This is a genomic window from Lachnoclostridium sp. An196 (genome assembly GCF_002160135.1).
GTDB lineage: Bacteria > Bacillota > Clostridia > Lachnospirales > Lachnospiraceae > Hominiventricola > Hominiventricola avistercoris.
Window position 1 is genome coordinate 168,336 of record NZ_NFJZ01000004.1, and the last position, 25,051, is coordinate 193,386.

The following is a 25,051-nucleotide window of genomic DNA, read 5'->3' on the forward strand; positions in this document are numbered from 1 at the left end:
AGATTGTATTTTCTACTATATACTACAGAAAGATAGAATACAAGCAGTTTTCCGGAGACAGATCCGGAGAATGGCTTTGTGGGGAAGAGAGGGCCATAAAAATGAATATTATAGAATCATTGGGACATTTGTCTGTGGCAGTGATACGGACGGTGTATAATCTTTTATGGGGAGATCTGATCACGATTCCTCTGCCGGGAGGAAGTACGCTGGGATTATCCTTGCTGGTGATGATTCTGATCCCCGCCGGTATCTATTTTACCGTGCGGACCAGAGTTCTTCCGGTCCGGCTGTTTCCGGAAATGCTGAGAATTACAGCCGAGAAGAAAAACGTATCTCAGGAAGGGGCGATCTCGGGAGTTCAGGCGCTGATTGTCTCCACTGCCACCCGCGTGGGGATGGGGAATCTGGTAGGAGTGGTGGCGGCAATCTCTGCCGGCGGCGCTGGAGCCGTGTTCTGGATGTGGATCACAGCTCTGGTGGGGTCGTCGACAGCTTTTGTGGAAGCTACTCTGGCACAGATTTATAAGGAAAAGGATCCGCTGTATGGAGGCTGGCGGGGCGGCCCCGCTTATTATATTGGCCGATTTTACGAAAGAAAGAACGGAAAGGGAAGGAAACCGGTGATTGCCGTATTGTTCGCGCTGTCGGGACTCATCTGCTGGGGAGGAATCAGCCAGGTGATCGGGAATTCTGTCTCCTCCGCCTTTGAAAACGCCTTTCGGATTCCGCCGCTTTACACGACGGTAGCTCTGGTGGTTGTGGCCGCAGTGATTGTACTGAGAAAAAATGCCACGGTAAAGGTCCTGGATATTATGGTCCCGGTTATGGCTCTTCTATATCTGCTGGTCACAGTATTCATCATCGTAAAGAATGCAGGGCTGCTCCCCTCTGTTTTCCAGAGAATCTTTGCGGAAGCGTTCGGAATCCGTCAGGCTGCGGCCGGCGGTCTGGGAGCCGTGATCATGAACGGTGCGAAAAGGGGACTTTTTTCCAATGAGGCGGGATCAGGATCCGCGCCCTGCGCGGCTGCTGCTGCGGATATCAGCCATCCGGCAAAAGAAGGACTTCTGCAGGCTTTGGGCGTGTTCATTGATACGATTCTGATCTGCAGCTGTACGGCCATGATTATGCTGCTGGCTCCCGAAGAGCTGACAAGCGGACTTTCCGGAATGGATCTTCTCCAGGCGGCCATGAATCATCATCTGGGAGAAGCGGGAGTCATATTCGTCGCGCTGATCCTGTGGCTGTTCAGTTTTTCCACATTTATCGGTATTCTGTTTTACGCGAGATCTAATGTGGCCTACCTGTTCGGAGACCGATGGAACGCTCAGATCGTTTATAAGGTGTTTGCGTTGGTGATGCTGTTTGTGGGAGGCCTGGCCGCTTATACGTTTGTATGGGATCTTGGAGATGTAGGCGTGGGGCTGATGACGATTTTTAACATGACGGCGATCCTGCCCCTTGCGTCCGAAGCGGTCGCTTCCTTGAAAGATTACGAGAAAACCAGGAGATCTTGACACATTTTTGGGAAAGGCGTATGATGAAACAAAATAAGTCATCGCAGACACAAAAATGCAATGGGAAAGGAAGCAGTCAGGATGGAAAAAAAGAACATTGACTGGGGCAGTCTCGGTTTTAATTATGTAGATACAGATAAGAGATTTGTCGCCAATTACAAAAACGGAGCATGGGACGAGGGCGCGCTGGTCGACGACCCGATGATCACCATGAGCGAGTGCGCGTGCGTGCTTCAGTACGCGCAGACCTGTTTTGAAGGAATGAAAGCTTATACGACGGAAGACGGCAGGATTGTTACATTCCGTCCGGATCTGAACGCGCAGCGTATGGAAGATTCCTGCAGACGGCTGGAGATGCCGGTATATCCGCAGGATAAATTTGTAGACGCTGTCGTGCAGACCGTAAAGGCAAACGCGGCGTATGTTCCTCCTTACGGAAGCGGGGCGACGCTGTATATCCGCCCGTTCATGTTCGGAATTGATTCGATCATCGGCGTGAAACCGGCGAACGAATATCAGTTCCGCGTGTTTACGACTCCGGTGGGGCCGTACTTCAAGGGCGGAGTAAAACCGATCACGATCCGTGTGTCGGATGTGGACCGCGCGGCTCCTCATGGAACCGGAGATATTAAAGCCGGCCTGAACTATGCTATGAGCCTTCATAATATTGTAGACGCGCATAACAAGGGCTATGATGAGAATATGTACCTGGATCCGGCGTCCAGAAAATATGTGGAGGAGACCGGAGGAGCGAACTTTATCTTTGTCACGAAGGACGGAAAAGTCGTGACGCCTAAGTCCAACAGCATCCTTCCATCTATTACCCGCCGCTCTCTGATGGTGGTGGCAAAAGATTACCTGGGTCTGGAAGTGGAAGAACGCCCGATCGCGAAAGAAGAGCTGAAAGATTTCGCGGAATGCGGTCTGTGCGGAACCGCTGCCGTGATCTCTCCGGTAGGAAAGATTGTGGATCATGACGAAGAGATCTGCCTGCCCAGCGGCATGGAGGATATGGGACCGGTTACCAAGAAACTGTACGATACCCTGACCGGTATCCAGATGGGCCGCATCGAAGCACCGGAAGGATGGATTAAGGAGATTCTGTAATCATCTGTGGAGGAAATGGGAATGTCGCTGAAATACGAACGAAATGTCCGTTTTGTGCAGGCCACGCCGGACATGCGGGATGAATGTGCAAAGGTGTTTGAAAACAGTACTCTTTACGACCGGTATTTTAAAGGTACGGAGTTCCTCAAAGAGATGCTGTACGAGTCTTTGGATGCGGGCCGCGTGATCGCTGCCAGGATCGGTTCGGGTGAGATCGTGGGCGTCATGGTCTATGAACTGAAAGGAATGTTTGGCGAATTCCCTTATCTTGCCCTGCTGGGTGTGAAGGACGGTTACCGAAAACAGGCGATTGGAAGCCGTCTGATCGATGTCTTTCAGAAGATTTGCGAGCAGACGGGTTTTGACAAATGTTTCATCTGCGTATCTCACTTCAACCCGAGAGCGAAAGCGCTTTATCAGCGCAAAGGCTTTAAACCTGTCGTCCTGATCCCGGATCTGATCCGAGAGGGGATCGACGAATGGGTGCTTATGAAGCGACTATAACTGTAAGGGATAAGGTATGGACGAGAATTATACTGAGTACGCGGTACAGGCCGGAAAAACTGCGAAGAACAGTCTGAGAGACCGTATCGCAGGAGTGTTGTTCGGCAGAGGCCTGGTAGAATATGAGACGATTTATATGGACGGTACGCTGGAGATCTCTGTAATCTACGGAAAGAGCAGCCGGAAAAGAAGGTTCCTCTGCGATATGAAACAGGTACAGGGATACCGGCTGGGGACCCGGGACGAGATATTCCGGCGCTTTGGAAAAATCGACAGGGACTTCTCCTCAGGAGAGCCGGGAGCTCTCTGCTGCGGTTTGAAGACGGATACAGAAAAAGGATCTTTGATCGTATGTTTTGAGCCGGGAGAAACTCTGGCGTCTGTGCTGGAAAGCAAATACCGCAGGCTGAAAGCCTGAGATGATTGTCGTATCTTCTTGTCCGGCTCTGGCCGGGCAAGAAGATATACTGTCCTGAACTGTTGCTGATACGGAAAAGGAATGTGCGGGCTGTATTGACAGTTCCGCACATTTTGTGTTATGATCACAGACAGTGAGTAAAACAGAGTATGTTTTGCAAGCCGCATTATTGATGGAGTTAAAAGCTCAAATTTTATAAGTTGATTACTTTATAATCAGTGCGATGGCACGTCATCTTGTGAAACGGTCAATAAGAGTAGCATGTAGATACTCTGGAAAGATTAAAAACGGAAGATATAAGAGATCTTTGACAGGGGAAGCAAGTGGACTGTTGTCCGCAGGTTTCCTTTTTTTGTACGAAAAAGACAGAGGGAATGCAGATGAATTTGAATGATCAGAAATCCGCCCCGATCTACGAGGCGCTGGAAAAATTCCGGAGAAGAAGGGTAGTGCCCTTCGACGTGCCGGGACATAAAAGAGGCAGGGGGAATCCGGAACTGGCAGAGCTTCTTGGAGAGAAATGTGTCAGCCTGGATGTGAATTCCATGAAACCTCTGGACAATCTGGGACATCCGGTGTCGGTGATTCGCAGGGCGGAGGAACTGACCGCAGACGCGTTCGGCGCGGCCCATGCGTTCCTGATGGTGAATGGGACTACCAGTTCGGTGCAGAGCATGATTCTGTCCGTGTGCAAGGCGGGGGATAAGATCATCCTGCCCAGAAATATACATAAAAGCGTGATCAACGCTCTGGTGCTGTGCGGCGCGGTTCCGGTCTATGTGGAGGCGAAGGTGAATCCCAGGATCGGCATTGCTCTGGGGGTAGAGGTAGAAGAGATGCGCAGGGTGATGGATGCAAATCCGGACGCGAAGGCGGTGTTCATCAATAATCCAACCTATTACGGGATCTGTTCCAATCTGAAAAAGATCACGGAGATGGCCCATGAACGGGGGATGAAGGTGCTGGTGGACGAAGCGCACGGCACCCATCTGTATTTTGGAGAAAACCTGCCTGTTTCCGGCATGGCGGCAGGGGCGGATCTGGCGGCGGTCTCCATGCATAAATCTGGCGGAAGCCTGACCCAGAGTTCGATCCTCCTGTGCGGTCCGGATATGGACGCGGGGTATGTACGTCAGATCATCAACCTGACCCAGACTACCAGCGCGTCGTATCTGCTGCTGTCCAGCCTGGATATTTCCAGGAGAAATCTGGCGCTGCGCGGAAAGGAATCCTTTGCGAAAGTAGTGCGGATGGCGGAGTACGCCAGAAATGAAATCAATGAGATCGGCGGGTACTATGCGTACGGAAAGGATCTGGTGGACGGGGACAGCGTTTATGACTATGATGTGACGAAGCTGTCCGTCTATACCCAGGGGATCGGCCTGACCGGCATCGAAGTATACGATATCCTGAGAGACGAATATGATATCCAGATCGAATTTGGGGATATCGGCAACATTCTGGCATATATTTCCATCGGAGACCGTATCCAGGATATTGAGCGCCTGGTAGGGGCGCTGGAAGATATCGGACGTTCCTATGAGAAAGATTCCAGTACTTTGTACTGCGGGGATTTTATCCAGCCGGAAGTGGTCTGCACTCCCCAGGAAGCATTTTACGCGGATAAGAGGCAGATACCGATCCGGGAGACAGCCGGCGCGATCTGCGCGGAGCTGGTCATGTGCTATCCGCCGGGTATTCCGATCCTGACGCCGGGAGAACGGATCACCGGCGAGATTATTGAATACATATTGTACGCGAAGGAAAAAGGATGTTCTCTTCAGGGAACGCAGGATCCTTCGGTACAGTTATTAAATGTGATTGTATAGGATAAGGGAGGTGACGGAAATGGATATCTGGTTTTCTCAGATGGACACGGACAATGTGAAGACGAGTATCCGGGTGGATAAGCAGCTTTTCAGCGCACAGAGCGAATATCAGCGGATCGATGTGTTTCAGTCCCAGGAGTTCGGGAAGATGATCGTACTGGACGGCGAGATTATCTTTTCGGAAGCGGATGAATTTATCTACAACGAAATGGTGGTGCATGTGCCCATGGCAGTGCATCCGGATGTGAAAAAGGTATTGATCATCGGCGGAGGAGACGGCGGCGTGGCCAGAACCTGCATTGAGTATCCTGAGATCGTTTCGATCGATGTGGTAGAACCCGACGAGATGTTCATCCAGGTCAGCCGGGAATTTTTCCCGGAGACGGCTAAAGGATTTGACGACCCCAGGGTAAAGATCACCAATGCGGACGGGCTGCGGTTCCTGCGCAACCGCCGGAATGAATATGATCTGATCATCAACGATTCTACGGATCCTTTCGGACATACAGAAGGATTGTTTACCAAAGAGTTTTACGGCAGCTGCTACCGCGCGCTGAAGGAAGACGGAATCATGGTTTATCAGCACGGCAGTCCGTTTTATGATGAGGATGAGATCGCTTTCCGGGCTATGCACCGGAAAGTGTACCGGAGTTTTCCGATCAGCCGCGTATATCAGGCGAGTATTCCCACCTGCCCGGCCGGATACTGGATGTTTGGCTTTGCGTCCAAAAAATACCATCCGCTGACGGATTTTGATCCAGAGCGTTGGAATAAACGGGGAATCAGGACATGGTATTACACAACAAATCTGCATACGGGCGCGTTTATGCTGCCGAAATATGTAGAAGATTTACTGGAAGAGGAGGAAGATAAAATATGAGCAGACTGATGATTATCGGATGCGGAGGCGTGGCTTCCGTGGCGATCCACAAATGCTGTCAGAACAGCGAGGTGTTTGATGAGATTATGATTGCGAGCCGCACGGTTTCCAAGTGCGATGCTCTGAAGGAAAAACTGCAGCCCACAACGAAGACGAAGATTACCACGGCGCAGGTGGACGCGGATCATGTGGAGGAACTTACGGCGCTGATTCGTTCCTATGCGCCGGATGCAGTGCTGAATGTGGCGCTGCCTTATCAGGATCTGACGATCATGGATGCATGTCTGGCGGCAGGAGTACATTATATCGATACGGCAAACTATGAAGCAGAGAATACGGATGATCCGGAATGGCGCAAGGTGTATGAAGAGAGGTGCAAACGCCTGGGCTTCACGGCACTCTTTGATTATTCCTGGCAGTGGGCTTATGAGGACCGCTTTAAAGATGCCGGGCTTACGGCGCTTCTGGGCAGCGGTTTTGATCCGGGCGTGACCAGTGTCTTTGCTGCGTATGCGCAGAAACACTATTTTGACGAGATTCATACCATCGATATTCTGGACTGCAACGGAGGAGATCATGGTTATCCGTTTGCCACCAACTTTAATCCGGAGATCAACCTGCGCGAGGTGTCCGCTCCGGGATCTTACTGGGAAGATGGAAAATGGGTGGAGATCGAACCCATGAGCATCAAGAGAGAATATGATTTCAAAGGCGTGGGCAAAAAGGATATGTATCTGCTTCATCATGAGGAGATCGAGGCGCTGGCGAAGAATATCCCGGGTGTAAAGAGGATCCGTTTCTTCATGACTTTCGGACAGAGTTATCTGACCCATATGAAATGCCTGGAAAACGTAGGAATGCTCTCCACGACCCCGATCGAGTTTCAGGGGCAGGAGATCGTACCGATCCAGTTCCTGAAGGCCCTTCTGCCGGATCCGGCTTCTCTGGGGCCCAGAACGGTGGGTAAGACCAATATCGGCTGCATCTTCACCGGAGTGAAGGACGGAAAGGAAAAGAGCCTTTATATTTATAACGTATGTGATCATCAGGAGTGCTACAAAGAAGTGGGATCCCAGGCGATTTCCTATACGACGGGCGTGCCCGCCATGATCGGCGCCATGCTGGTGGTGAACGGACAATGGCAGAAGCCGGGCGTTTTCACCACAGACGAATTTGATCCGGATCCTTATATGGAAGCGCTGAACCGCTGGGGACTGCCGTGGGTTGTGGAAGAGAACCCGGTTCTGGTGGACTGATATGAGGATTCAGGATGTACCGACGCCCTGCTATGTGGTGGATGAGGCGAAGCTGATCCGGAATCTGGAACTGCTGAAGAAAGTGCAGGAGGAGGCGGGGTGCCGGATCCTGCTGGCGCAGAAAGCTTTTTCCATGTTTTATGAGTACCCGCTGATCGGACAGTACCTGGCGGGGACGACGGCCAGCGGCCTTTACGAGGCAAGACTTGGCAGGGAAGAGATGGGAAAGGAGAATCATGTATTTTCGCCCGGCTACCGGGAGCAGGAGATGGACGAGATTGTCTCTGTCTGCGATCATGTGATCTTCAATTCCTTTTCCCAGTTGAAAAAATACCGGGACCGGTGCCTGGGCAGGACCAGTATCGGGCTTCGGATCAATCCGGAGTGCTCCACGCAGGGCGATCATGCCATCTATGATCCCTGCGCGCCGGGCTCCCGTCTGGGCGTGACTCTGGAGAATTTTAAGAAGGCGCTTCTGGAAGACCCGGATGCGCTGGAGGGAGTGGAAGGACTGCACTTCCATACTCTGTGCGAACAGAATTCCGATGATCTGGAGCGTACCCTGCGTGCGGCAGAAGAAAAATTCGGAGATTATATCGGACAGATGAAATGGCTGAACATGGGCGGAGGGCATCATATCACAAGAGAAGATTATGATGTGGAGCTGCTGATCCGCTGTGTCCGCCGTGTGAAGGATACCTATGGCGTAGAAGTGTATCTGGAACCCGGAGAGGCGGTGGCGCTGAACGCAGGATATCTGGTGACGGAAGTGCTGGATGTGGTGGACAATGGAATCCGGACGCTGATTCTGGACGCGTCGGCGGCCTGCCATATGCCGGATGTGCTGGAAATGCCCTACCGCCCGCCTTTGAAAGACAGCGGAAAGCCGGGGGAGAAGGCATATACCTACCGCCTGTCTTCCTGCACCTGCCTGGCGGGGGATGTGATCGGCGATTACTCTTTTGACCGGGAGATCGGGCCGGGAGACCGCCTCTGTTTTGAAGATATGGCGATCTATTCCATGGTCAAGAACAATACATTCAACGGGATCGGGCTGCCGCACATAGCGGTGCTTTCAGCCGGCGGAGACTGCCGGGTGATCCGGTCCTTCGGATATGACGATTTTAAATGCAGACTTTCCTGACAGGGAGGAGCAATCGATGAACAGACTGACAGGGACACCCGCCGCAGACGGATACCGGATGCCGGCAGAGTGGGAGCCTCATGAGGGATGCGTGATGATCTGGCCGGTGAGACCCGGTTCCTGGCCCGACGGGGCGAAAGAAGCACAGGCGGTGTTTGCCCGGATCGCCCGGATCATAGCGAAGAGTGAGAAAGTGTGGATGCTGGCGGGCCGGGAACATGCGGACGCGGTGAGAGCATGCTTTGCAGAAGATGACAGGATAGAAGTGCTGGAGATCCCTACAGACGACGCGTGGGCCCGGGATGTGGGACCGACCTGCGTGGTGAACGCGGCGGGAGACGTCCGGGGCGTGGACTGGCAGTTCAACGCCTGGGGAGGAACGTACGACGGTCTGTATGCCCGGTGGGAACAGGATAACCGGGCGGCAGGAGAGATCTGCCGCGCGCTGGACCTGGACTGCTACGATGCGCAGCATTTTGTGCTGGAGGGAGGATCGATCCATTCGGACGGAGAGGGAACGGTGCTTGTCACGGAAGCATGTCTTTTGAGCGCCGGCCGCAATCCGCGGATGTCGAAGGAACAGATTGAAGAAGAACTGAAGGCATACCTGGGAGCGAAGAAAATCTTGTGGATTCCCCGGGGGATTTATCAGGATGAAACCAACGAGCATGTGGATAACATCTGCGCGTTCGTCCGTCCGGGGGAAGTGGTTCTGGCATGGACGGAGGATAAAGAAGATCCTCAGTACGGGCTGAGCCGGGCGTCTCTGGAGGCGCTGAGAAGCCAGAGAGACGCGGCAGGCAGGGAACTGAAGGTGCATCTTCTGCCGATTCCGGAAAACCCGGTGCGCATCACGGAACAGGAGCTTGCAGGTTTTTCTTTTGAAGAAGGGGAAGATATGCGGGAGGCGGGCGAGAGACTTGCCGCCAGCTATGTGAATTTCTATATATCCAACCATGGAGTGGTTGTTCCCCAGTTCGGGGACGCAAACGACAGAAAGGCCGTTGATATTTTGAAAGGCCTTTTCCCGGGGCGGACAGTATATCCGGTCCCGGCCCGGGCGGTGCTGATGGGAGGAGGAAACATTCACTGCATTACCCAGCAAATACCATACAGGAGGCGGAGCATATGAGAAAGGTGACCATCGGAGCAGTGCAGATGCGCTGCGTGCCTGATGCGGCAGAGAATATAGAAAAAGCAGACGCGCTTGTCCGTCAGGCGGCAGAAGCGGGGGCGGGAGTGATTCTTCTGCCGGAATTGTTCGAGCGTCCGTATTTCTGTCAGGAAAGACGCTATGAGTATTATCATTACGCGAAGCCTGTGGAGGAAAATGACGCGGTGCGTCATTTCCGCCGGGTGGCGAAAGAACTGGAGGCGGTGATCCCGGTCAGTTTTTATGAGCAGGATAACACCCGCCTGTATAACAGTGCCGCGGTGATCGACGCGGACGGAGAGATTCTGGGAGTCTACCGAAAGACCCATATTCCGGACGACCATTTTTACCAGGAAAAATTCTATTTTTCACCGGGAGACAGCGGATTCCGCGTGTGGGATACCCGATTTGGAAAGATTGGCGTGGGGATCTGCTGGGATCAGTGGTTTCCGGAGACGGCGCGGTGCCTGGCGGTGAACGGGGCGGAGATACTGCTGTATCCTACGGCCATCGGCAGCGAGCCGATCCTGGAATGCGACAGCATGCCACACTGGAGACGCTGCATGCAGGGACATGCGGCGGCAAATCTCATGCCGGTGGCGGCGGCCAACCGGATCGGCGCGGAAGAAGTGCTGCCATGCGAACAAAATGGAGGACAGAGTTCTTCCCTGACTTTTTACGGTTCTTCTTTTATCACGGACGGGACCGGAGAACTGGTATGCAGCGCGTCCAGAGACCGGGAGGAAGTGCTTACCGCTTCTTTTGATTTGGATGAAATGGCAGAAAACCGGATGTCCTGGGGACTTTTCAGGGATCGCAGGCCGGAATGTTATCGGAGGATCTCGCAATGACGATCAGTGATGTGGCAAAAATGGCGGATGTGTCTGTGTCCGCGGTTTCCCGCTATATGAATGGCGGATATGTAAGCGAAGAAAAAAAGGAACGGATCAAAAAAGCGATCCAGGAGACCGGGTATGTCCCCTCCGCCCATGCGCAGACCATGCGGACAAAGAGGACGAAGGTGGTCGGCGTGGTGATTCCGAAGATCAATTCGGAGTCCATCAGCCGGGTGGTGGCCGGCATCAGCGAAGAGCTTTCGGAAGCCGGATATGAGCTTCTGCTGGGTAATACCGGAAACAATCAGGAGCAGGAGCTGCGTTATCTGAAAATTTTTGACCAGAACCGGGTGGACGGGATCATCTTTATCGGTACTATGATGAATAAAGAACATGAAAAACTCCTGAAGTCTCTGCAGGTGCCGGTGGTGCTGCTGGGGCAGCAGGAGTCTTATATCTCCTGCGTTTATCATGACGACTATCATGCCGCCAGAGAGATGGCTGCGATCCTTGCGGCGGGTAAACATAAGAAAATCGGTTTCCTCGGTGTGCCGGCCAGGGACAAGGCAGTGGGAAAGGAGAGGTATCGGGGATTCTGCGATGCTCTTTCGGAAGCGGGCCTGCCGGTGGAGGATAAAAGGGTTCTCCAGGGAGAATTTACACTGGAATCAGGATATGAAAACGCCAGGACATTAATGGAGCAGGCTCCGGATACGGACGCTCTGTTCTGCGTCACAGATACCATCGCTATCGGGGCGATGAAATATCTGAGAGAGATCGGGAAGCGCATTCCGGAGGATGTGTCAATCGCGGGCATCGGAGACACCCGCATGTCCGAGATGATGAATCCGCCTCTCACGACCGCGCATTATTATTATCAGACCTCAGGAAGAGAGGGCGCGAAGATCCTTCTGGAAAAACTGAAAAATCCGGATCTGCCGGATAAAAAGATGATGCTGGGTTATGAAATCGTCCAGAGAGGCTCTATCCTGCTTTGAGGAAGATAATTTCTTGTGATATTTCCACAAAAACACAAGAGGATATTTAGTCCTTTTTCCGATTTACAGTCGGTAATTTTCGATCTATAATGTTTTCAGAAACTGAAAACGATATCATAAAATTAAATTATCAAAACAAAATATTATTGAAATTAATACGTTTAATCAATGATATCGTTTTCATAAAAACGCAAGGAGGGGAAGTATTATGGATTACCAAAAGACGGCGCGGGAAATTTACGACGGGATCGGAGGGAAGTCGAACCTGGTTTCCGCCGCGCACTGCGCGACCAGACTTCGTCTGGTGATTGGCGACAACGACAAATGCGACAAGGAAAAGGTGGAAGAGATCGACGGCGTACAGGGGGTCTTTTTCGCCTCCGGTCAGATGCAGATTATCCTGGGAACCGGTACGGTCAATAAGGTTTACGACGAGTTCATCAAAATCGCGGGCATTGAAGGTTCGTCAAAAGAAGAGGTAAAACAGGCGGCCAACGCGAAACAGAATGTCTTCAAACGCGCGATCAAGACGCTGGGAGATATTTTTGTGCCGATCATACCGGCAATTGTGGCCAGCGGTCTTCTGATGGGGCTTCTGGAGGGCCTCTGCAATGTCTGGCCCCAGATGGCAGAGTCCGGAACCTATGTGATCTTCCATCTGTTCAGCAACGCGGCGTTTACATTCCTGCCGATCCTGATCGCCATCAGCGCGGCGAAGGTATTCGGAGGGAACCAGTTCCTGGGCGCGGTCATCGGTATGATTATGATTCATACTGATCTTCTGAACGCCTGGTCTGTAGCCGGCATGAATGCGGCGGATATCCCAAAGGCATCCGTCTGGTTCGGCCTTTATGACGTAAATCTGGTAGGATACCAGGGACATGTGATTCCGGTAGTAATCGCTGTATGGCTTATGTCTGTGATCGAGAAAAAACTGCACAAGATTGTGCCGGAGATTATCGACCTGTTTGTAACCCCTCTGGTGACGGTGATGGTGACCGGGTATGTGACGCTGACGATCATCGGGCCGATCTTCTCGACCATCGAAAACTGGGTTCTGAACGGTGCCCAGGCGCTGATTACGCTTCCCTTCGGTATCGGCGGCGCGATTGTGGGCGCGCTTTACGCGCCGACTGTGGTGGCAGGCGTACACCATATGTATAACGCCATTGAAGCAGGTCTTTTAAGCTCCATCGGGTCCAATACCTGGATGCCGATCGCGACGGCTGCCAATGTGGCGCAGGGAGCTGCCTGCCTGGCGGTGGCTTTGAAGAGTCATAATGCAAAGACCAAATCAGTGGCGCTTCCGGCTGCGCTGTCCTCTTATATGGGAATCACAGAACCGGCGATCTTCGGCGTTAATGTGCGTTACATGAAACCGTTTATCGCAGGCTGTATCGGCGGCGCGTGCGGCGGCCTGGTGGCCGGACTGTTCCATATCGGAGCATCCGCTTATGGAATCACCGGAATCTTCGGATTTCTGATCACTACAAACTATACCTTGCAGTACGCGCTGGTGATGGTCGTAGCTACGGCGGTAGCGTTCGCATTCTCCTGGACTCTTTTCAAGGAAGAGCCGGCAAAGGAAAAAACAGCTTCCGCGCAAAGACCGGCAAAGGAGGAACAGGCGCAGAAAGAAGAGGCGTCGGAAATATACAGTCCGCTGAAAGGAACCGCAATCTCTCTGGAAGAGGTAAAGGATCCGACCTTCGCATCCGGAGCACTGGGAAAAGGCATGGCGGTGATCCCGTCGGAAGGTCTCGTAAAAGCGCCGTTTGACGGCACGGTCACGATGGTATTTGACACGCTTCACGCGCTGGCCCTGACCTCCGACGACGGAGTGGAAGTGCTGATCCATATCGGCATCAACACGGTAGAGCTGAAGGGCGAGCCCTATAAAGCCCTTGTGAAGGAAGGCCAGCATGTGTCCAGAGGCACGCCGCTGATGGAATTTGATATGGAGTCTATCCGGGAAAAAGGGTACGATCTGACCACTCCGGTGCTTGTGACAAATTCTGCTGACTATGAGAACGTGGCATGTGAGAAGACCGGGGAGATCGGTTACGGAGAACCGGTCATCAGGATATCATAGCAGGAGGAGGTATCTATGACGGACAAAATGCACGGATGGCAGGAACGGGTAAAGGCAGCTGAGGACCGCGCGCAGGAAGAGAGCCGTCAGGACGGCTGGAGGCTCGGGCATCATCTGATGCCTCCGGCCGGCTGGCTGAACGATCCCAACGGACTGAGCCAGAAAGACGGCATCTATCACGTATATTTTCAGTATTCTCCGTTTGATCCGGAGGGAGGGGAAAAGTTCTGGGGACATTATGAAAGCCCGGATCTGATCCGCTGGCGTTATACAGGCGCGTTTCTGGCACCGGATACGGCATGGGACAGATGCGGCGTCTACTCCGGCTGCGCTCTGGCGGAAGACGGGAAGCTTTATATCTATTATACCGGAAACGTAAAGAAGGACGGCGACTACGATTATATCCATGCAGGAAGAGAAGCCAACACTATTCTTACGGTGACAGAAGACGGCCGTACCCCGGAGGGAAAAGAGCTTCTCATGACAAATGAGGATTACGGGAGTGACATGAGCTGCCATGTGAGAGATCCGAAAGTCTGGAAAGAAGACGGCGTCTGTTATATGGTGCAGGGCGCGCGGGACGGCAGCGACAGGGGCTGCGTTCTGGTATTTTCCTCAGAGAACGGGCGCTCCTGGACCCGTATCAATGTCCTTCGAAAAGAGTCCCTGAAGGCATACATGTGGGAATGTCCGGATCTGTTTTCACTGGGTAGACAGAGAATCCTGTCTTTCTCCCCGCAGGGGCTGGAGGCGGAGACATACCGTTTTCAGAACCGGTATCAGTCGGGATGGTGCGTCCTGAACGGAGATTTCAGGAAAACAGACGGGTATGTGCTGGAAGATTTTCATGAGTGGGATATGGGATTCGATTTCTATGCCCCCCAGACTTTTGAGGATGACCGGGGCCGGAGGATCCTGATCGGCTGGATGGGCATGATTGAATGTGATTATGACAATCTGCCCACAGTCAGGAGAGGATGGCAGCACTGTCTGACGATTCCCAGAGAACTGATCTGGGATAAAGAACGAAAGACCATACTGCAGCGACCGGTCTGCGAGATGGAAAAGCTGCGTGCAGAAGAAGAACTGTACCGGGAGCGCGCGAACCTGGAATGGAACAGATCGGAAGGCCTGGAAATGATTATTGCCATGAGGGATACCGCTGCAGATCTGCGTCTGGAAGCGGGTGGTCTGTGCCTGAACTATGAAAAGGAAAGCGGGGTTATCCTGCTGTCCTTTAAGGATGAATCCGGCAGGGGCAGAAAGCTGAGAAGAGCGAAGATCGGAAAACTGTGCAACATCCGGATCTTCCTGGACAGTTCCGCGGCGGAGATCTATATAAACGACGGGGAGACGGTGCTGTCCACCCGTTTCTATCCGGAGAAAGAATGTCTTCCCCTGAAAATTACAGTGGAAAAAGGAACGATTTTGGTGTATCATCTAAAGAACATGGAGATTGACAGAATCTAAGGACGGTGGATGATATGAAAAAAGGTCTTGTACTGGAAGGCGGAGCCATGAGAGGCATCTACACAGCCGGCGTACTGGACGTATTTATGGAGCATGATCTGACATTTGACGGAGTGATCGGAGTGTCCGCGGGAGCCATCCACGGATGCTCCTTTGTGTCCGGACAGCATGGGCGCAGTATCCGGTATTATCTGAAATATATGCGTGACCCCAGATTTATGAGTTTCCGTTCCCTTCTTACAACGGGAGATCTGGTGGGCACGCAGTTTTGCTACCATGACATTCCTGAAAAACTGGATGTATTTGATTACGATGCGTTCGAAAAGTCGAAAACAAAGTTTTATGTGGTTGCGACCAATCTTCTCACAGGGAGGGCGGAATATGTCCGTTTGGATAATATGAAAGATATTTCCTGGATGCAGGCTTCCGCGTCTATGCCGCTGGTATCCCATCCGGTGCAGATCGGCGGGAAAAGCTATCTGGACGGCGGAGTGGCGGACAGTATCCCGGTCCAGGCATTCCGGAAGATGGGGTATGAGAAAAACATCGTAGTGCTGACCCGGCCGGAAGGATACCGCAAAAAAACGTCCCGGATGAATGCTGTGAAGATCGTATATAAAGAATATCCGGCGTTTGTACGGGCGATGCAGAGCCGGTACCGCAGATATAATCAGACGCTGGAAGAGCTGGAAGAACTGGAAAAGCAGGGGCAGATTCTGATCCTGCGTCCGAGCCGGGATCTGGGTATCGGCAGGATGGAGAAGCGTCCGGATAAGGTGAGATCCCTGTATAATCTGGGCAGAGAGGACGCGGAAGCAAAGATAAAGCAAGTGCAAAGATTTTTGAGAGAAGGAAGGAGAGACCGGAATGGCAGTATATAAAAGTGTGGAAGAACTGATCGGAGGAACTCCGCTTGTGGAGGTATGCCGGCTGGAAAAAGAGCTGGGACTCAAGGCGCGCGTGCTCTGCAAGATGGAATATCTGAATCCTGCGGGCAGTGTTAAAGACCGGGCTGCAAGATCTATGCTGGATGCGGCGGAAGCGGAAGGAAAACTGACTCCCGGCGCAGTGATCATTGAACCGACTTCCGGAAATACCGGTATCGGCCTTGCTTCTCTGGCCGCGTCCAGAGGCTACCGTTTGATTCTGACCATGCCGGAAACCATGAGCGAGGAGCGAAGAAATCTTCTGAAAGCTTATGGCGCGGAACTTGTGCTGACCGACGGCGGTAAAGGGATGGCAGGAGCTATTGAGAAAGCGGAAGAACTGGCGGCGCGGACACCCGGAAGCTTTATTCCCGGACAGTTTGAGAATCCTGCCAATGCGATGGCCCACTATCGGACGACCGGACCGGAGATCTGGAAAGACACAGAAGGAAAGCTGGATCTTTTTATTGCGGGAGTAGGGACCGGAGGAACGCTGACGGGCGTGGGACGCTATCTGAAAGAGCAGAACCCGGAGATACATATTGTAGCGCTGGAGCCGAAAGATTCACCGGTGCTTTCCGGAGGAAAGCCGGGACCTCATAGACTTCAGGGAATCGGCGGCGGATTTGTCCCGAAGGTACTGGACCGTACGGTCTATGACGAGATCTATCTGGCTGAAGCAGAAGAGGCGTTCTCTGCAGCGAAACTGCTGGCCAGGAAAGAAGGAATGCTGGTGGGGATCACATCGGGAGCGGCATTATCTGCCGCAATCTCCTATGCGAAGAAGCCGGAGTATGAAGGAAAGACGATCGTGGCCGTTCTGCCGGACAGCGGCGACCGGTATTATTCTACTCCTCTGTTCCAGGAAGAGAGATAATCTCTTCCCGGGCGCCGGAATTCATAAAAATTTCATGATATCTTCACAAGTATCGTTTATAATAAGTTCATATTCGAGGGTTAAATTACTCTGAAAGTTCACAGAAGGAGTATTTTTAATAATGAGAGAGAAATTTTACCGTTTCATGCAGGGGAGATACGGCCAGGACCAGCTCTCCCGTTTTTTGTTGATCCTGGATCTGATATTTCTGATCGCAAATATCTTTTTGAGGAGCAGCATCCTTTCGGCAATCATTCTGATCGTCATTATTTTTATCTATTTCCGCATGTTTTCCAGAAACCATGCGGCAAGATACGCGGAAAATCAGCGTTATCTGAATGCCACTGCCAGATTCCGCTACTGGCTTGACCAGCAGAAAAAACTGGCTAACGAGCGGAAATACCATCGTATCTATGTTTGCCCCAAATGTAAACAGAAGATCCGGATTCCCAAGGGAAAGGGAAAGATCATGGTAAGATGTCCCAAGTGCCATCATGAATTTCAGAGAAGGAGCTGACCGATGTTTGGATATATCGTCGTACATCAGCCGGAATTAAAGGTGCGCGAGTATGAGACATACCGCGCGGCATACTGCGGGCTTTGCCGCAGTCTGAAAAACCGTCACGGCAGACTGGGACAGATGACTCTGAGTTTTGATATGACGTTTCTGGCACTGCTTCTGAGCGGACTCTATGAGCCGGAGACAGTATCCGGCTGCGGCAGATGTCTGGCACATCCTATGCAGAAGCATCACTATCTGTCTAACCCCTGTTATGATTACGCGGCAGACATGAATCTGCTTCTTACATATTATAAATGTCTGGATGACTGGCAGGATGAGCGTAAGTTTACCCGACTGATTTTCGCAAAGCTTCTGGAGCTGAAGATGCCGAAGATACGGCGTCTGTACGGGCAGAAAACAGAAAAAATCGGGCGGCTGCTGGAAGAACTGAGCGGACTGGAACGTAAAAAAGTTTACGATATTGATAAAACTGCTGGATTTTTCGGAGAGATTATGGCAGAATTGTTCGTGTACCGCGGCGACGAGTGGGAAGAGAAGCTTCGCCGTATGGGATTTTTCTTTGGAAAATTTATTTACCTGATGGATGCTTACGAGGATATCGAGGACGATCTGAAAAAGGGATGTTATAATCCGCTTACAGAGTTATATAAAAAAGATAGTTTTGAGGAGGACTGCCAGCAGATCCTGAAAATGATGATGGCGGAGACTTCCCGGGTGTTCGAGATGCTGCCTATCCTGACAGATGCGGAGATCCTGCGCAATATTTTATATGCGGGTGTGTGGACCAGATATGGACAGATACGATGCCGCAGAAAGGAAACTGAGAAAGAGTCATGATGACGGATCCATATGAAGTTCTGGGGCTGAAAAGAGGCGCTTCGGACGAGGAGATAAAAAAAGCATATCGAAGACTTAGCCGGAAATATCATCCGGATGCCAATGTAAATAACCCAAACGCGGCGGAAGCGGAGGAGAAATTCAAGCAGGTCCAGGCAGCCTATGACCAGATCATGAAGGAGAAAGAATCGGGGTACAGCGGTTATGGCAGTACCAATGGCTACGGCGGTTATGGAAGCGCCGGCGGCTACGGCGGATATCAGAGAAGCGGCGCCGGACAGAACGATGAGTATACCAGCCACCTTAACGCGGCGATGAGCTATATCCGGGCAGGCCGTTATAATGAAGCGCTGAATGTGCTCTCCGGCATGGACCGGAAAGGCGCACAGTGGTATTATCTGAGCGCCATAGCAAACAACGGTCTGGGCAATAATGTGGTGGCGCTGGAACACGCGAAGAGAGCGGTAGAACTGGAGCCGAACAGGATGGAATATCAGGCTCTGCTGCAGCAGCTCCAGGGACGGGGAAGCTGGTATGACGAGATGAGTTCTCCTTACGGTGGCATGAGCGTGATGGGCAATGATATCTGCTGTAAACTTTGCCTTGCAAATCTGATCTGCAATGTGTGCTGCTGCGGAGGGCGGGGAGGTATTTTCTACTGTTGATACAGCAGATGGCAGGACAAGGAAGAAAAATATAGAGAGGATAAAATGAGGAAAGACAAAAGATCGATGAAAATGTGGCTGATGCTGGGTATGGTATCCATGCTCGGCGCGGCTCCTTTACATACATTTGCCGCCGATCAGGCGGCGATAGAAGCGCAGGCGGCAGCGGAAGCGCAGGCAGCAGCGGAAGCGCAGGCGGCAGCGGAAGCGCAGGCAGCAGCAGAGGCGCAGGCAGCGGCGGAAGCCCAGGCAGCGGCAGAGGCGCAGGCAGCGGCAGAAGCCGCGGCGGCACAAGCAGCTGATCCCAATGCGGCGGTTGACCCGCAGGCAGCGGCAGAGGCGCAGGCGGCAGCAGAAGCGCAGGCAGCGGCACAGGCTGCAGCCGCCAAGGAAAGGGAAGAGGAAGAGGCCAGGGCTGCAGAACAGGTGAAACAGGATATTAAGAATTCACTGGAAGGGGATACCAAAGAGGCAATTTTAAACGGTTATCTGAGTCTGCTAAACAAAGAATATATCCTGGAAGACGAGCTGGAGCTGGAACTTACAGATATTGGAAATGGACACGAGCTGGATCCTCAGGCGGCGGAAGCGCTTACCCAGATGGTCAAAGACGCCAGGGAGGAAGGCCTGTACATCAATGTCACTTCTTCCTATCGTACATATAATTATCAGGTATCGCTGTTTCAGAATAAGATTGAACGTCTGGAAGATGACGGCTATACTCATACTGCGGCAGTAAAAGAGGCCGGTACCGTAGTGGCGGTTCCGGGCACCAGCGAACATCAGCTGGGCCTTTCCGTGGATTTCGTGACCAACCGGTATAAGAATCTGGACGAAGGGATCCGCAGTACTAAAGAATATAAATGGGTAGAGCAGCATGCCTGGGAGTATGGGTATGTGATCCGTTATCCTTCCGGCAAATCAGACATCACCGGTATCATTTCCGAACCGTGGCATCTGAGGTATGTGGGGATACCGGCGGCAAAACTTATGTGGGAACAGGAGTTGTGCCTGGAAGAATTTTTAGGGGTGGCTTATGATGGACAGAGAGATGGAATTTCGTATGGAGCGGGCTGGGCTAATACAGGAAGGTGATCCGGTCCGTCTGAAAGAAGACACTGCCTCCACTATGGCCGGTCTGATGTATTATTATACGATCCGGGACGCGGTCGCCATGTCCAACAATACAAAAAAGCGCCTGACAAATCTGGAAGGCACTGTGAAAGAGATCCGTGAGGAAGAAGGATACTGGACGGTCACGGTATCTATCCATGAGGGAGAGTCAAAAACCCCGATGCAAGCATGCGGGGCATCAAATTAGCGGCGATGCAAGCATCGGGGTATTTGACCCTCGCGGCAGTCGCCAAATGGACATGCCTGCATGTCCGCTTGGTTCGTTGCTCGCGGGAATAAAAAGTGAGACGAGGTGAAGATAATGCCGATTAGAATTCAGAATGATTTGCCGGCGAAAGAGATACTGGAGAAAGAGAATATTTTTGTCATGGACGAAAGCCGGGCGCTGAGCCAGGAGATCCGTCCTCTGAAGGTAGGTATTCTGAATCTCATGCCGCTGAAGGAAGATACGGAACTGCAGCTTCTGCGCAGCCTGTCCAATACGCCGCTGCAGGTGGACGTGACCTTTATCACGGTAACGAATCATGAGTCCAAACATACAGACAAGAGTCATCTCAATAAATTTTACCAGACTTTTGAAGAAATAAGAAAGAAACGTTTTGACGGACTGATCATCACCGGAGCGCCGGTGGAACAGATGGAATTCGAAGAGGTGGACTACTGGACCGAATTAAGGGAGATTTTCGCGTGGTGTGAGTCTCATGTGACTTCCACCTTCTATATCTGCTGGGGAGCGCAGGCCGCGCTGTACTATTATTATGGTCTTCCGAAGGTACAGCTCCCGCAGAAACTGTTCGGCCTGTACCGTCACCGGGTCATGAACAGGAAGGAGCCGTTGGTGCGAGGATTTGACGATTATTTTGTGGCGCCCCATTCCCGTCATACGACGGTTCCGAGGGATGCCATCGCGAATTGCCTCGATCTGAAGATCATGGCAGAGTCCGAAGAAGCAGGCGTATTTCTCTGTATGGCGGAAGGCGGCAAAAAGATTTTCGTCATGGGGCATCCGGAGTATGACCGGATGACGCTGGAGAACGAATACAAAAGAGATCTGGGCAAGGGACTGGATATCCAGATGCCGAGAGACTATTTTCCGGACGGAGACGATACAAAACGGCCGGATCTCATGTGGAGGGCGCATGCCAACACTTTGTATACGAACTGGCTGAACTATTATGTATATCAGCTTACGCCTTATATCTGGGAAGATGATAAATAAGGAAAGAGCCGCAGCGGAGATTTTTCGCTGCGGTTTTTTCGTCTTTTTTCAACAGACCAAACGGCAGGGTTTTTACAGGATAACCGATTGTTTCTATCGGGATCGCTTCTCTGATGGAAGCATTTCAGGTCAGCGAAGCCGCGGTACAGTGGGTTTCCACTGCTTATCTGCTGGCTCTTGCTGTGGCGATACCTGTTGTGGGATGGGCAGAAGAACGTTTTGGAGGACGGCGCTGCTGGATGACGGGTCTTGTGATCTTCCTGATCGGTTCTTTTTTGTGCGCTGTTTCTCCGGGGCTGCCGGCATTGGTGGTATGCCGTGTGCTGCAGGGCTTTGGAGCGGGCGCGTTTATAACGCTGCTTACTTCGCTGCCGGTGGAGATTGCCCGCAACAGGGGGATCACGGAGGTGGGAGGCATTATGTCCACAGTCATGCTTCCTCTTTTGCTGGGACCGATCCTTGGACCTGTTCTGGGCGGTATCGTGCTGTCTGCAGCCAGCTGGCACTGGCTGTTTCTGATCAATATTCCGGTGGGGATTCTTGCAATCCTGTTCTCTGCGCGTTGGCTCGGCGCGGACGCGGATGGAGCACGCACGGAGAAAAAACGCCGCTTTGACCTTCCGGGATTTCTGTTTGTGGCCGGGGCAATATCCGCGCTGCTGCTTGGATTCACTGCAGTCTCTCAAGGAGACAGCCTTACGGCTCCGTCTGTGGCAGTGCCGTTAATTCTGGGGATCGTGCTGCTCGCCGTATTTGTGGCTCTGCCGTCTGCAAGAGATCCGGAGCGGGCTGTCGTGGATATCAGTCTGTTCAGGCGCCGTTCGGTCACTGCGGCGTCGGCGGCCATGTTTTTCGCGGGAGGCACCCTGTATGCGGCTCAGTTCTTATTTCCGCTGTTCTGGCAGCGCACGATCGGAGCGACCGCATTGGAGGCGGCGCTGATGCTTCTTCCCCAGGGGGCTGGAGCCCTGCTTACCCGCACTGCCGCAGGCCGCCTGACAGACGCGTATGGCGGCCACGTGGTGGCGACCGGCGGTTTCTTCGCATGTGTAATCAGCACGGCTCCATTTCTGTTCCTGGGGGATCAAACGGGTTCGATTCTGCTTTATGTATTTCTTTTTATCCGCGGTCTTGCTATAGGTATGCTGATTGTGCCGATCACCACATCTGCGTTTCGCGGTCTGCCTGATGCCGATGTTTCGCGCGCTACGGTGATCATACGTGCATTTCAGCAGGTGGGAGGATCCTTCGGCACGGCGGCGGGCGCTGTCGCTTCCCTGATATTTCCCCGGTCAAAATGAACCAAAAAACATCTTCGCCGCACCGGCCGCTCTGTGGTATAATGAGCGCAGAGCGCTCATTATACCACCGCGCATATCGGTTTCTGCGCCCGCCGCAGAAAGCCGGGCGCATCCGCCGGAGGCAACATGTCTGCGAAGCGGACATGTTATAATGAGCGCAGAGCGCTCATTATACCACCGCGCATACCGGTTTCTGCGCCCGCCGCAGAAAGCCGGGCGCATCCGCCGGAGGCAACATGTCTGCGAAGCGGACATGTTATAATGAGCGCAGAGCGCGAATTGTATTATTACATGAAAGGTCGGGGAAATACATGAAAAAAGCATTGGTCGTAGTCGACATGCAGGTAGATTTCATAACCGGGGCGCTGGGAAATGAACAGTGCCGTGCGATTGTGCCGAATGTGGCGGCAAAAGTAAAGTCCGCGCAGGAGAGCGGAACGGATCTGATCTTCACCATGGACACGCATGGGGAAGATTATCTGGATACCCAGGAGGGGAAGAACCTGCCCGTTCCCCACTGTATCAGGGGAACGGAAGGATGGCAGATTATTCCGGAACTTAAGGACGCGGCGGATCAGTCGGGTAAAAAAGTGGAAAAGGATACGTTCGGCAGCATGGAGCTGGGACGGTATCTGAGTGAAGCGGGTTATGAAGAAGCGGAACTGGTCGGTGTGTGTACGGATATCTGCGTGATCAGCAATGCCATGACAATGAAAGCTTTTGCGCCGGAGATGGTGATTGCGGTAGATGCGGCGTGCTGCGCCGGGGTGACGCCGGAGAGCCACAGAACTGCGCTGAAGGCGATGAAATCCTGTCAGATTCATGTTGTCAACGAAGGAAAAGAACCATATTGATTTTCCAAGATTGCAGGAGGATATTTTATGAGGATAGAACATGTCGCGATGTATGTGAAGGACCTGGAAAAGACCAGAGATTTCTTTGAAAAATATTTTGGAGCCGTTTCCGGCGCCGGATATCACAACCGGAACACGGATTTCCGCTCTTATTTTCTGTCCTTTGATGACGGCGCCCGGCTGGAGATCATGAATAAACCCGGTATGGATGATGCGGAAAAGGCATTGGCAAGGACCGGATTCGCACACGTTGCTTTCAGCGTAGGCAGCAGGGAACTGGTCGACGAACTGACGAAGACGCTGAAAGCGGATGGATTTGAAGTTGTCAGCGGGCCGCGCACGACAGGCGACGGATATTATGAGAGCTGTATCGTGGATCTGGAAGGGAACCAGATCGAGATAACCGTCTGATAGAAAACGCGCCTGCCGGTGCGGAGACGCAGAATCACAGTTTGGCGATGACTCTGCACGGCAGGCCTGTCAAACCTGCGTAATTCATAGGGTATGTATTTACAATATAGTCTTCCGGACCGGTCAGCGCTTTTAAATTACACATATTTTCAATGATAAAAACGCCTTTGTCCGCGCAGTACTGGTCTTTCTGCGTGTGTTCTTTTCCGCGTCTGACTCCGGCGAAATCGGTGCCGATGATCGATATCCCGATTTTTTACCTCGCCCACGTCAAAGACAATCCCCTTTCGTTCTGTGTAATCCAGCAGAAAATCCTTGTCCATAATGTCAAAGTGAGTTCCCAAATGTCCCACAAGGGCTTTCTTTCATTTCCCTGCGCATCGGCAGCCATTTTCGCTGTAATTTTTAACGTTAAATCGATCCAAACCTAAAGGTATAAACAAGACAACTAAAAGAAACTTCTGCGACAGTTCTATTTTTTCTATAATAAACACAAGGGTTGGAGATCCGCCCCTTTCAGCAAAGAAGACTTATTTTACGGGAGGAAAAACATGAGTAAAAAAGTTTTAATTATTTCAGGAAGTCCCCGGAAAAACGGGAACTCGGACATTTTATGCGGACAGTTTGAAAAAGGCGCCAGGGAAGCCGGCAATACAGTGGAAAAGGTTAATCTGCGGGAACTGAAGATCGGGTACTGCAAAGCCTGTTATGGATGCAGGGGAACGGGCGCGTGTGTGCAGAAGGATGATATGGAAAGCCTTCTGGAGAAAATGGTGGCGGCAGATGTTCTGGTGCTGGCAACTCCGGTATATTTCTATTCCATGGACGGACAGATGAAGACTATGATCGACCGGACACTGTCCCGTTACACAGAGATGCGGGACAAGGATGTCTATCTGATCGCCACGGCCGCGGCAGGAAGACGCGCGATGGCCAGGACGATGGATGCATTGAAAGGTTTTACAGACTGTCTGCCGGGAGCAAAAGTAAGACGGGAAATCTATGGAGAGGGCGTCTATCAGAGGGGGGAAGTAGAAAGTACCCCTGCATACAGGGAAGCATATGAAGCCGGAAAAGCGGTCTGATATGCGTCGGAC

At 52.2% G+C, this 25,051-nt stretch carries 25 protein-coding genes; all 25 read left to right on the top strand.

Features of this window, described 5'->3' with window-relative positions:
* Positions 1-101: 101 nt before the first annotated feature.
* Positions 102-1,520 carry an alanine/glycine:cation symporter family protein gene (locus tag B5F29_RS06620; protein ID WP_206414181.1) on the top strand — a complete coding sequence of 473 codons (1,419 nt, stop codon included), beginning with the start codon at positions 102-104 and terminating at the stop codon, positions 1,518-1,520.
* 60 nt (positions 1,521-1,580) lie between these two features.
* On the top strand, positions 1,581-2,627 hold the full coding sequence (locus B5F29_RS06625) for a branched-chain amino acid aminotransferase (protein WP_087153863.1): 1,047 nt from the start codon (positions 1,581-1,583) through the stop codon (positions 2,625-2,627).
* A 21-nt stretch (positions 2,628-2,648) separates the two neighbouring features.
* On the top strand, positions 2,649-3,131 hold the full coding sequence (locus B5F29_RS06630) for a GNAT family N-acetyltransferase (protein WP_162608373.1): 483 nt from the start codon (positions 2,649-2,651) through the stop codon (positions 3,129-3,131).
* A gap of 16 nt (positions 3,132-3,147) precedes the next feature.
* Entirely contained in the window at positions 3,148-3,549 is a 402-nt protein-coding gene (locus B5F29_RS06635) for a hypothetical protein (protein ID WP_087153865.1), read from the top strand.
* 380 nt (positions 3,550-3,929) lie between these two features.
* Entirely contained in the window at positions 3,930-5,378 is a 1,449-nt protein-coding gene (locus B5F29_RS06640; protein WP_087153947.1) for an aminotransferase class I/II-fold pyridoxal phosphate-dependent enzyme, read from the top strand.
* Positions 5,379-5,397: 19 nt separating this feature from the next.
* A complete protein-coding gene (gene speE, locus B5F29_RS06645) occupies positions 5,398-6,258 on the top strand; it encodes a polyamine aminopropyltransferase (protein WP_087153866.1) in 861 nt (286 codons plus the stop codon).
* A complete protein-coding gene (locus tag B5F29_RS06650) occupies positions 6,255-7,514 on the top strand; it encodes a saccharopine dehydrogenase family protein (RefSeq protein ID WP_087153867.1) in 1,260 nt (419 codons plus the stop codon). Before speE ends, B5F29_RS06650 begins: the two co-directional genes overlap by 4 nt.
* 1 nt (position 7,515) lies before the next feature.
* Complete coding sequence (gene nspC / locus B5F29_RS06655) at positions 7,516-8,658, top strand: carboxynorspermidine decarboxylase (protein ID WP_087153868.1); 1,143 nt, start codon at positions 7,516-7,518, stop codon at positions 8,656-8,658.
* A 16-nt stretch (positions 8,659-8,674) separates the two neighbouring features.
* On the top strand, positions 8,675-9,790 hold the full coding sequence (gene aguA / locus B5F29_RS06660; RefSeq protein ID WP_087153869.1) for an agmatine deiminase: 1,116 nt from the start codon (positions 8,675-8,677) through the stop codon (positions 9,788-9,790).
* Positions 9,787-10,662 carry an N-carbamoylputrescine amidase gene (gene aguB, locus B5F29_RS06665; RefSeq protein WP_087153870.1) on the top strand — a complete coding sequence of 292 codons (876 nt, stop codon included), beginning with the start codon at positions 9,787-9,789 and terminating at the stop codon, positions 10,660-10,662. The genes aguA and aguB overlap by 4 nt, the downstream gene beginning before the upstream one ends.
* A complete protein-coding gene (locus B5F29_RS06670) occupies positions 10,659-11,645 on the top strand; it encodes a LacI family DNA-binding transcriptional regulator (RefSeq protein ID WP_087153871.1) in 987 nt (328 codons plus the stop codon). The genes aguB and B5F29_RS06670 overlap by 4 nt, the downstream gene beginning before the upstream one ends.
* Positions 11,646-11,853: 208 nt before the next feature.
* On the top strand, positions 11,854-13,737 hold the full coding sequence (locus B5F29_RS06675) for a sucrose-specific PTS transporter subunit IIBC (protein ID WP_087153872.1): 1,884 nt from the start codon (positions 11,854-11,856) through the stop codon (positions 13,735-13,737).
* A 15-nt stretch (positions 13,738-13,752) separates the two neighbouring features.
* Entirely contained in the window at positions 13,753-15,207 is a 1,455-nt protein-coding gene (locus B5F29_RS06680) for a glycoside hydrolase family 32 protein (RefSeq protein WP_087153873.1), read from the top strand.
* Between the two features lie 14 nt (positions 15,208-15,221).
* On the top strand, positions 15,222-16,088 hold the full coding sequence (locus tag B5F29_RS06685; RefSeq protein WP_087153874.1) for a patatin-like phospholipase family protein: 867 nt from the start codon (positions 15,222-15,224) through the stop codon (positions 16,086-16,088).
* Positions 16,075-17,010: a cysteine synthase A gene (gene cysK, locus B5F29_RS06690; protein ID WP_087153875.1), complete on the top strand. Its 936-nt coding sequence runs from the start codon at positions 16,075-16,077 to the stop codon at positions 17,008-17,010. Before B5F29_RS06685 ends, cysK begins: the two co-directional genes overlap by 14 nt.
* A 121-nt stretch (positions 17,011-17,131) precedes the next feature.
* Positions 17,132-17,527, top strand: coding sequence for a hypothetical protein (locus tag B5F29_RS06695; protein ID WP_087153876.1), 396 nt, complete (start codon positions 17,132-17,134; stop codon positions 17,525-17,527).
* A gap of 3 nt (positions 17,528-17,530) precedes the next feature.
* Positions 17,531-18,370: a DUF5685 family protein gene (locus B5F29_RS06700; RefSeq protein ID WP_087153877.1), complete on the top strand. Its 840-nt coding sequence runs from the start codon at positions 17,531-17,533 to the stop codon at positions 18,368-18,370.
* Positions 18,370-19,035: a J domain-containing protein gene (locus B5F29_RS06705; RefSeq protein ID WP_087153948.1), complete on the top strand. Its 666-nt coding sequence runs from the start codon at positions 18,370-18,372 to the stop codon at positions 19,033-19,035. The genes B5F29_RS06700 and B5F29_RS06705 overlap by 1 nt, the downstream gene beginning before the upstream one ends.
* A 45-nt stretch (positions 19,036-19,080) precedes the next feature.
* Entirely contained in the window at positions 19,081-20,130 is a 1,050-nt protein-coding gene (locus B5F29_RS06710; protein ID WP_087153878.1) for a M15 family metallopeptidase, read from the top strand.
* Positions 20,072-20,356: a hypothetical protein gene (locus B5F29_RS06715; protein ID WP_242955599.1), complete on the top strand. Its 285-nt coding sequence runs from the start codon at positions 20,072-20,074 to the stop codon at positions 20,354-20,356. Before B5F29_RS06710 ends, B5F29_RS06715 begins: the two co-directional genes overlap by 59 nt.
* Before the next feature lie 114 nt (positions 20,357-20,470).
* On the top strand, positions 20,471-21,388 hold the full coding sequence (gene metA, locus B5F29_RS06720; protein WP_087153879.1) for a homoserine O-acetyltransferase MetA: 918 nt from the start codon (positions 20,471-20,473) through the stop codon (positions 21,386-21,388).
* Positions 21,389-21,483: 95 nt separating this feature from the next.
* Positions 21,484-22,689: a DHA2 family efflux MFS transporter permease subunit gene (locus B5F29_RS06725; RefSeq protein ID WP_275532923.1), complete on the top strand. Its 1,206-nt coding sequence runs from the start codon at positions 21,484-21,486 to the stop codon at positions 22,687-22,689.
* 311 nt (positions 22,690-23,000) lie between these two features.
* Positions 23,001-23,543 carry a cysteine hydrolase family protein gene (locus B5F29_RS06730; RefSeq protein ID WP_087153950.1) on the top strand — a complete coding sequence of 181 codons (543 nt, stop codon included), beginning with the start codon at positions 23,001-23,003 and terminating at the stop codon, positions 23,541-23,543.
* A 27-nt stretch (positions 23,544-23,570) separates the two neighbouring features.
* Positions 23,571-23,954 carry a VOC family protein gene (locus B5F29_RS06735; protein ID WP_087153881.1) on the top strand — a complete coding sequence of 128 codons (384 nt, stop codon included), beginning with the start codon at positions 23,571-23,573 and terminating at the stop codon, positions 23,952-23,954.
* Between the two features lie 551 nt (positions 23,955-24,505).
* Positions 24,506-25,039: a flavodoxin family protein gene (locus tag B5F29_RS06745; protein ID WP_087153882.1), complete on the top strand. Its 534-nt coding sequence runs from the start codon at positions 24,506-24,508 to the stop codon at positions 25,037-25,039.
* Positions 25,040-25,051: the final 12 nt, after the last annotated feature.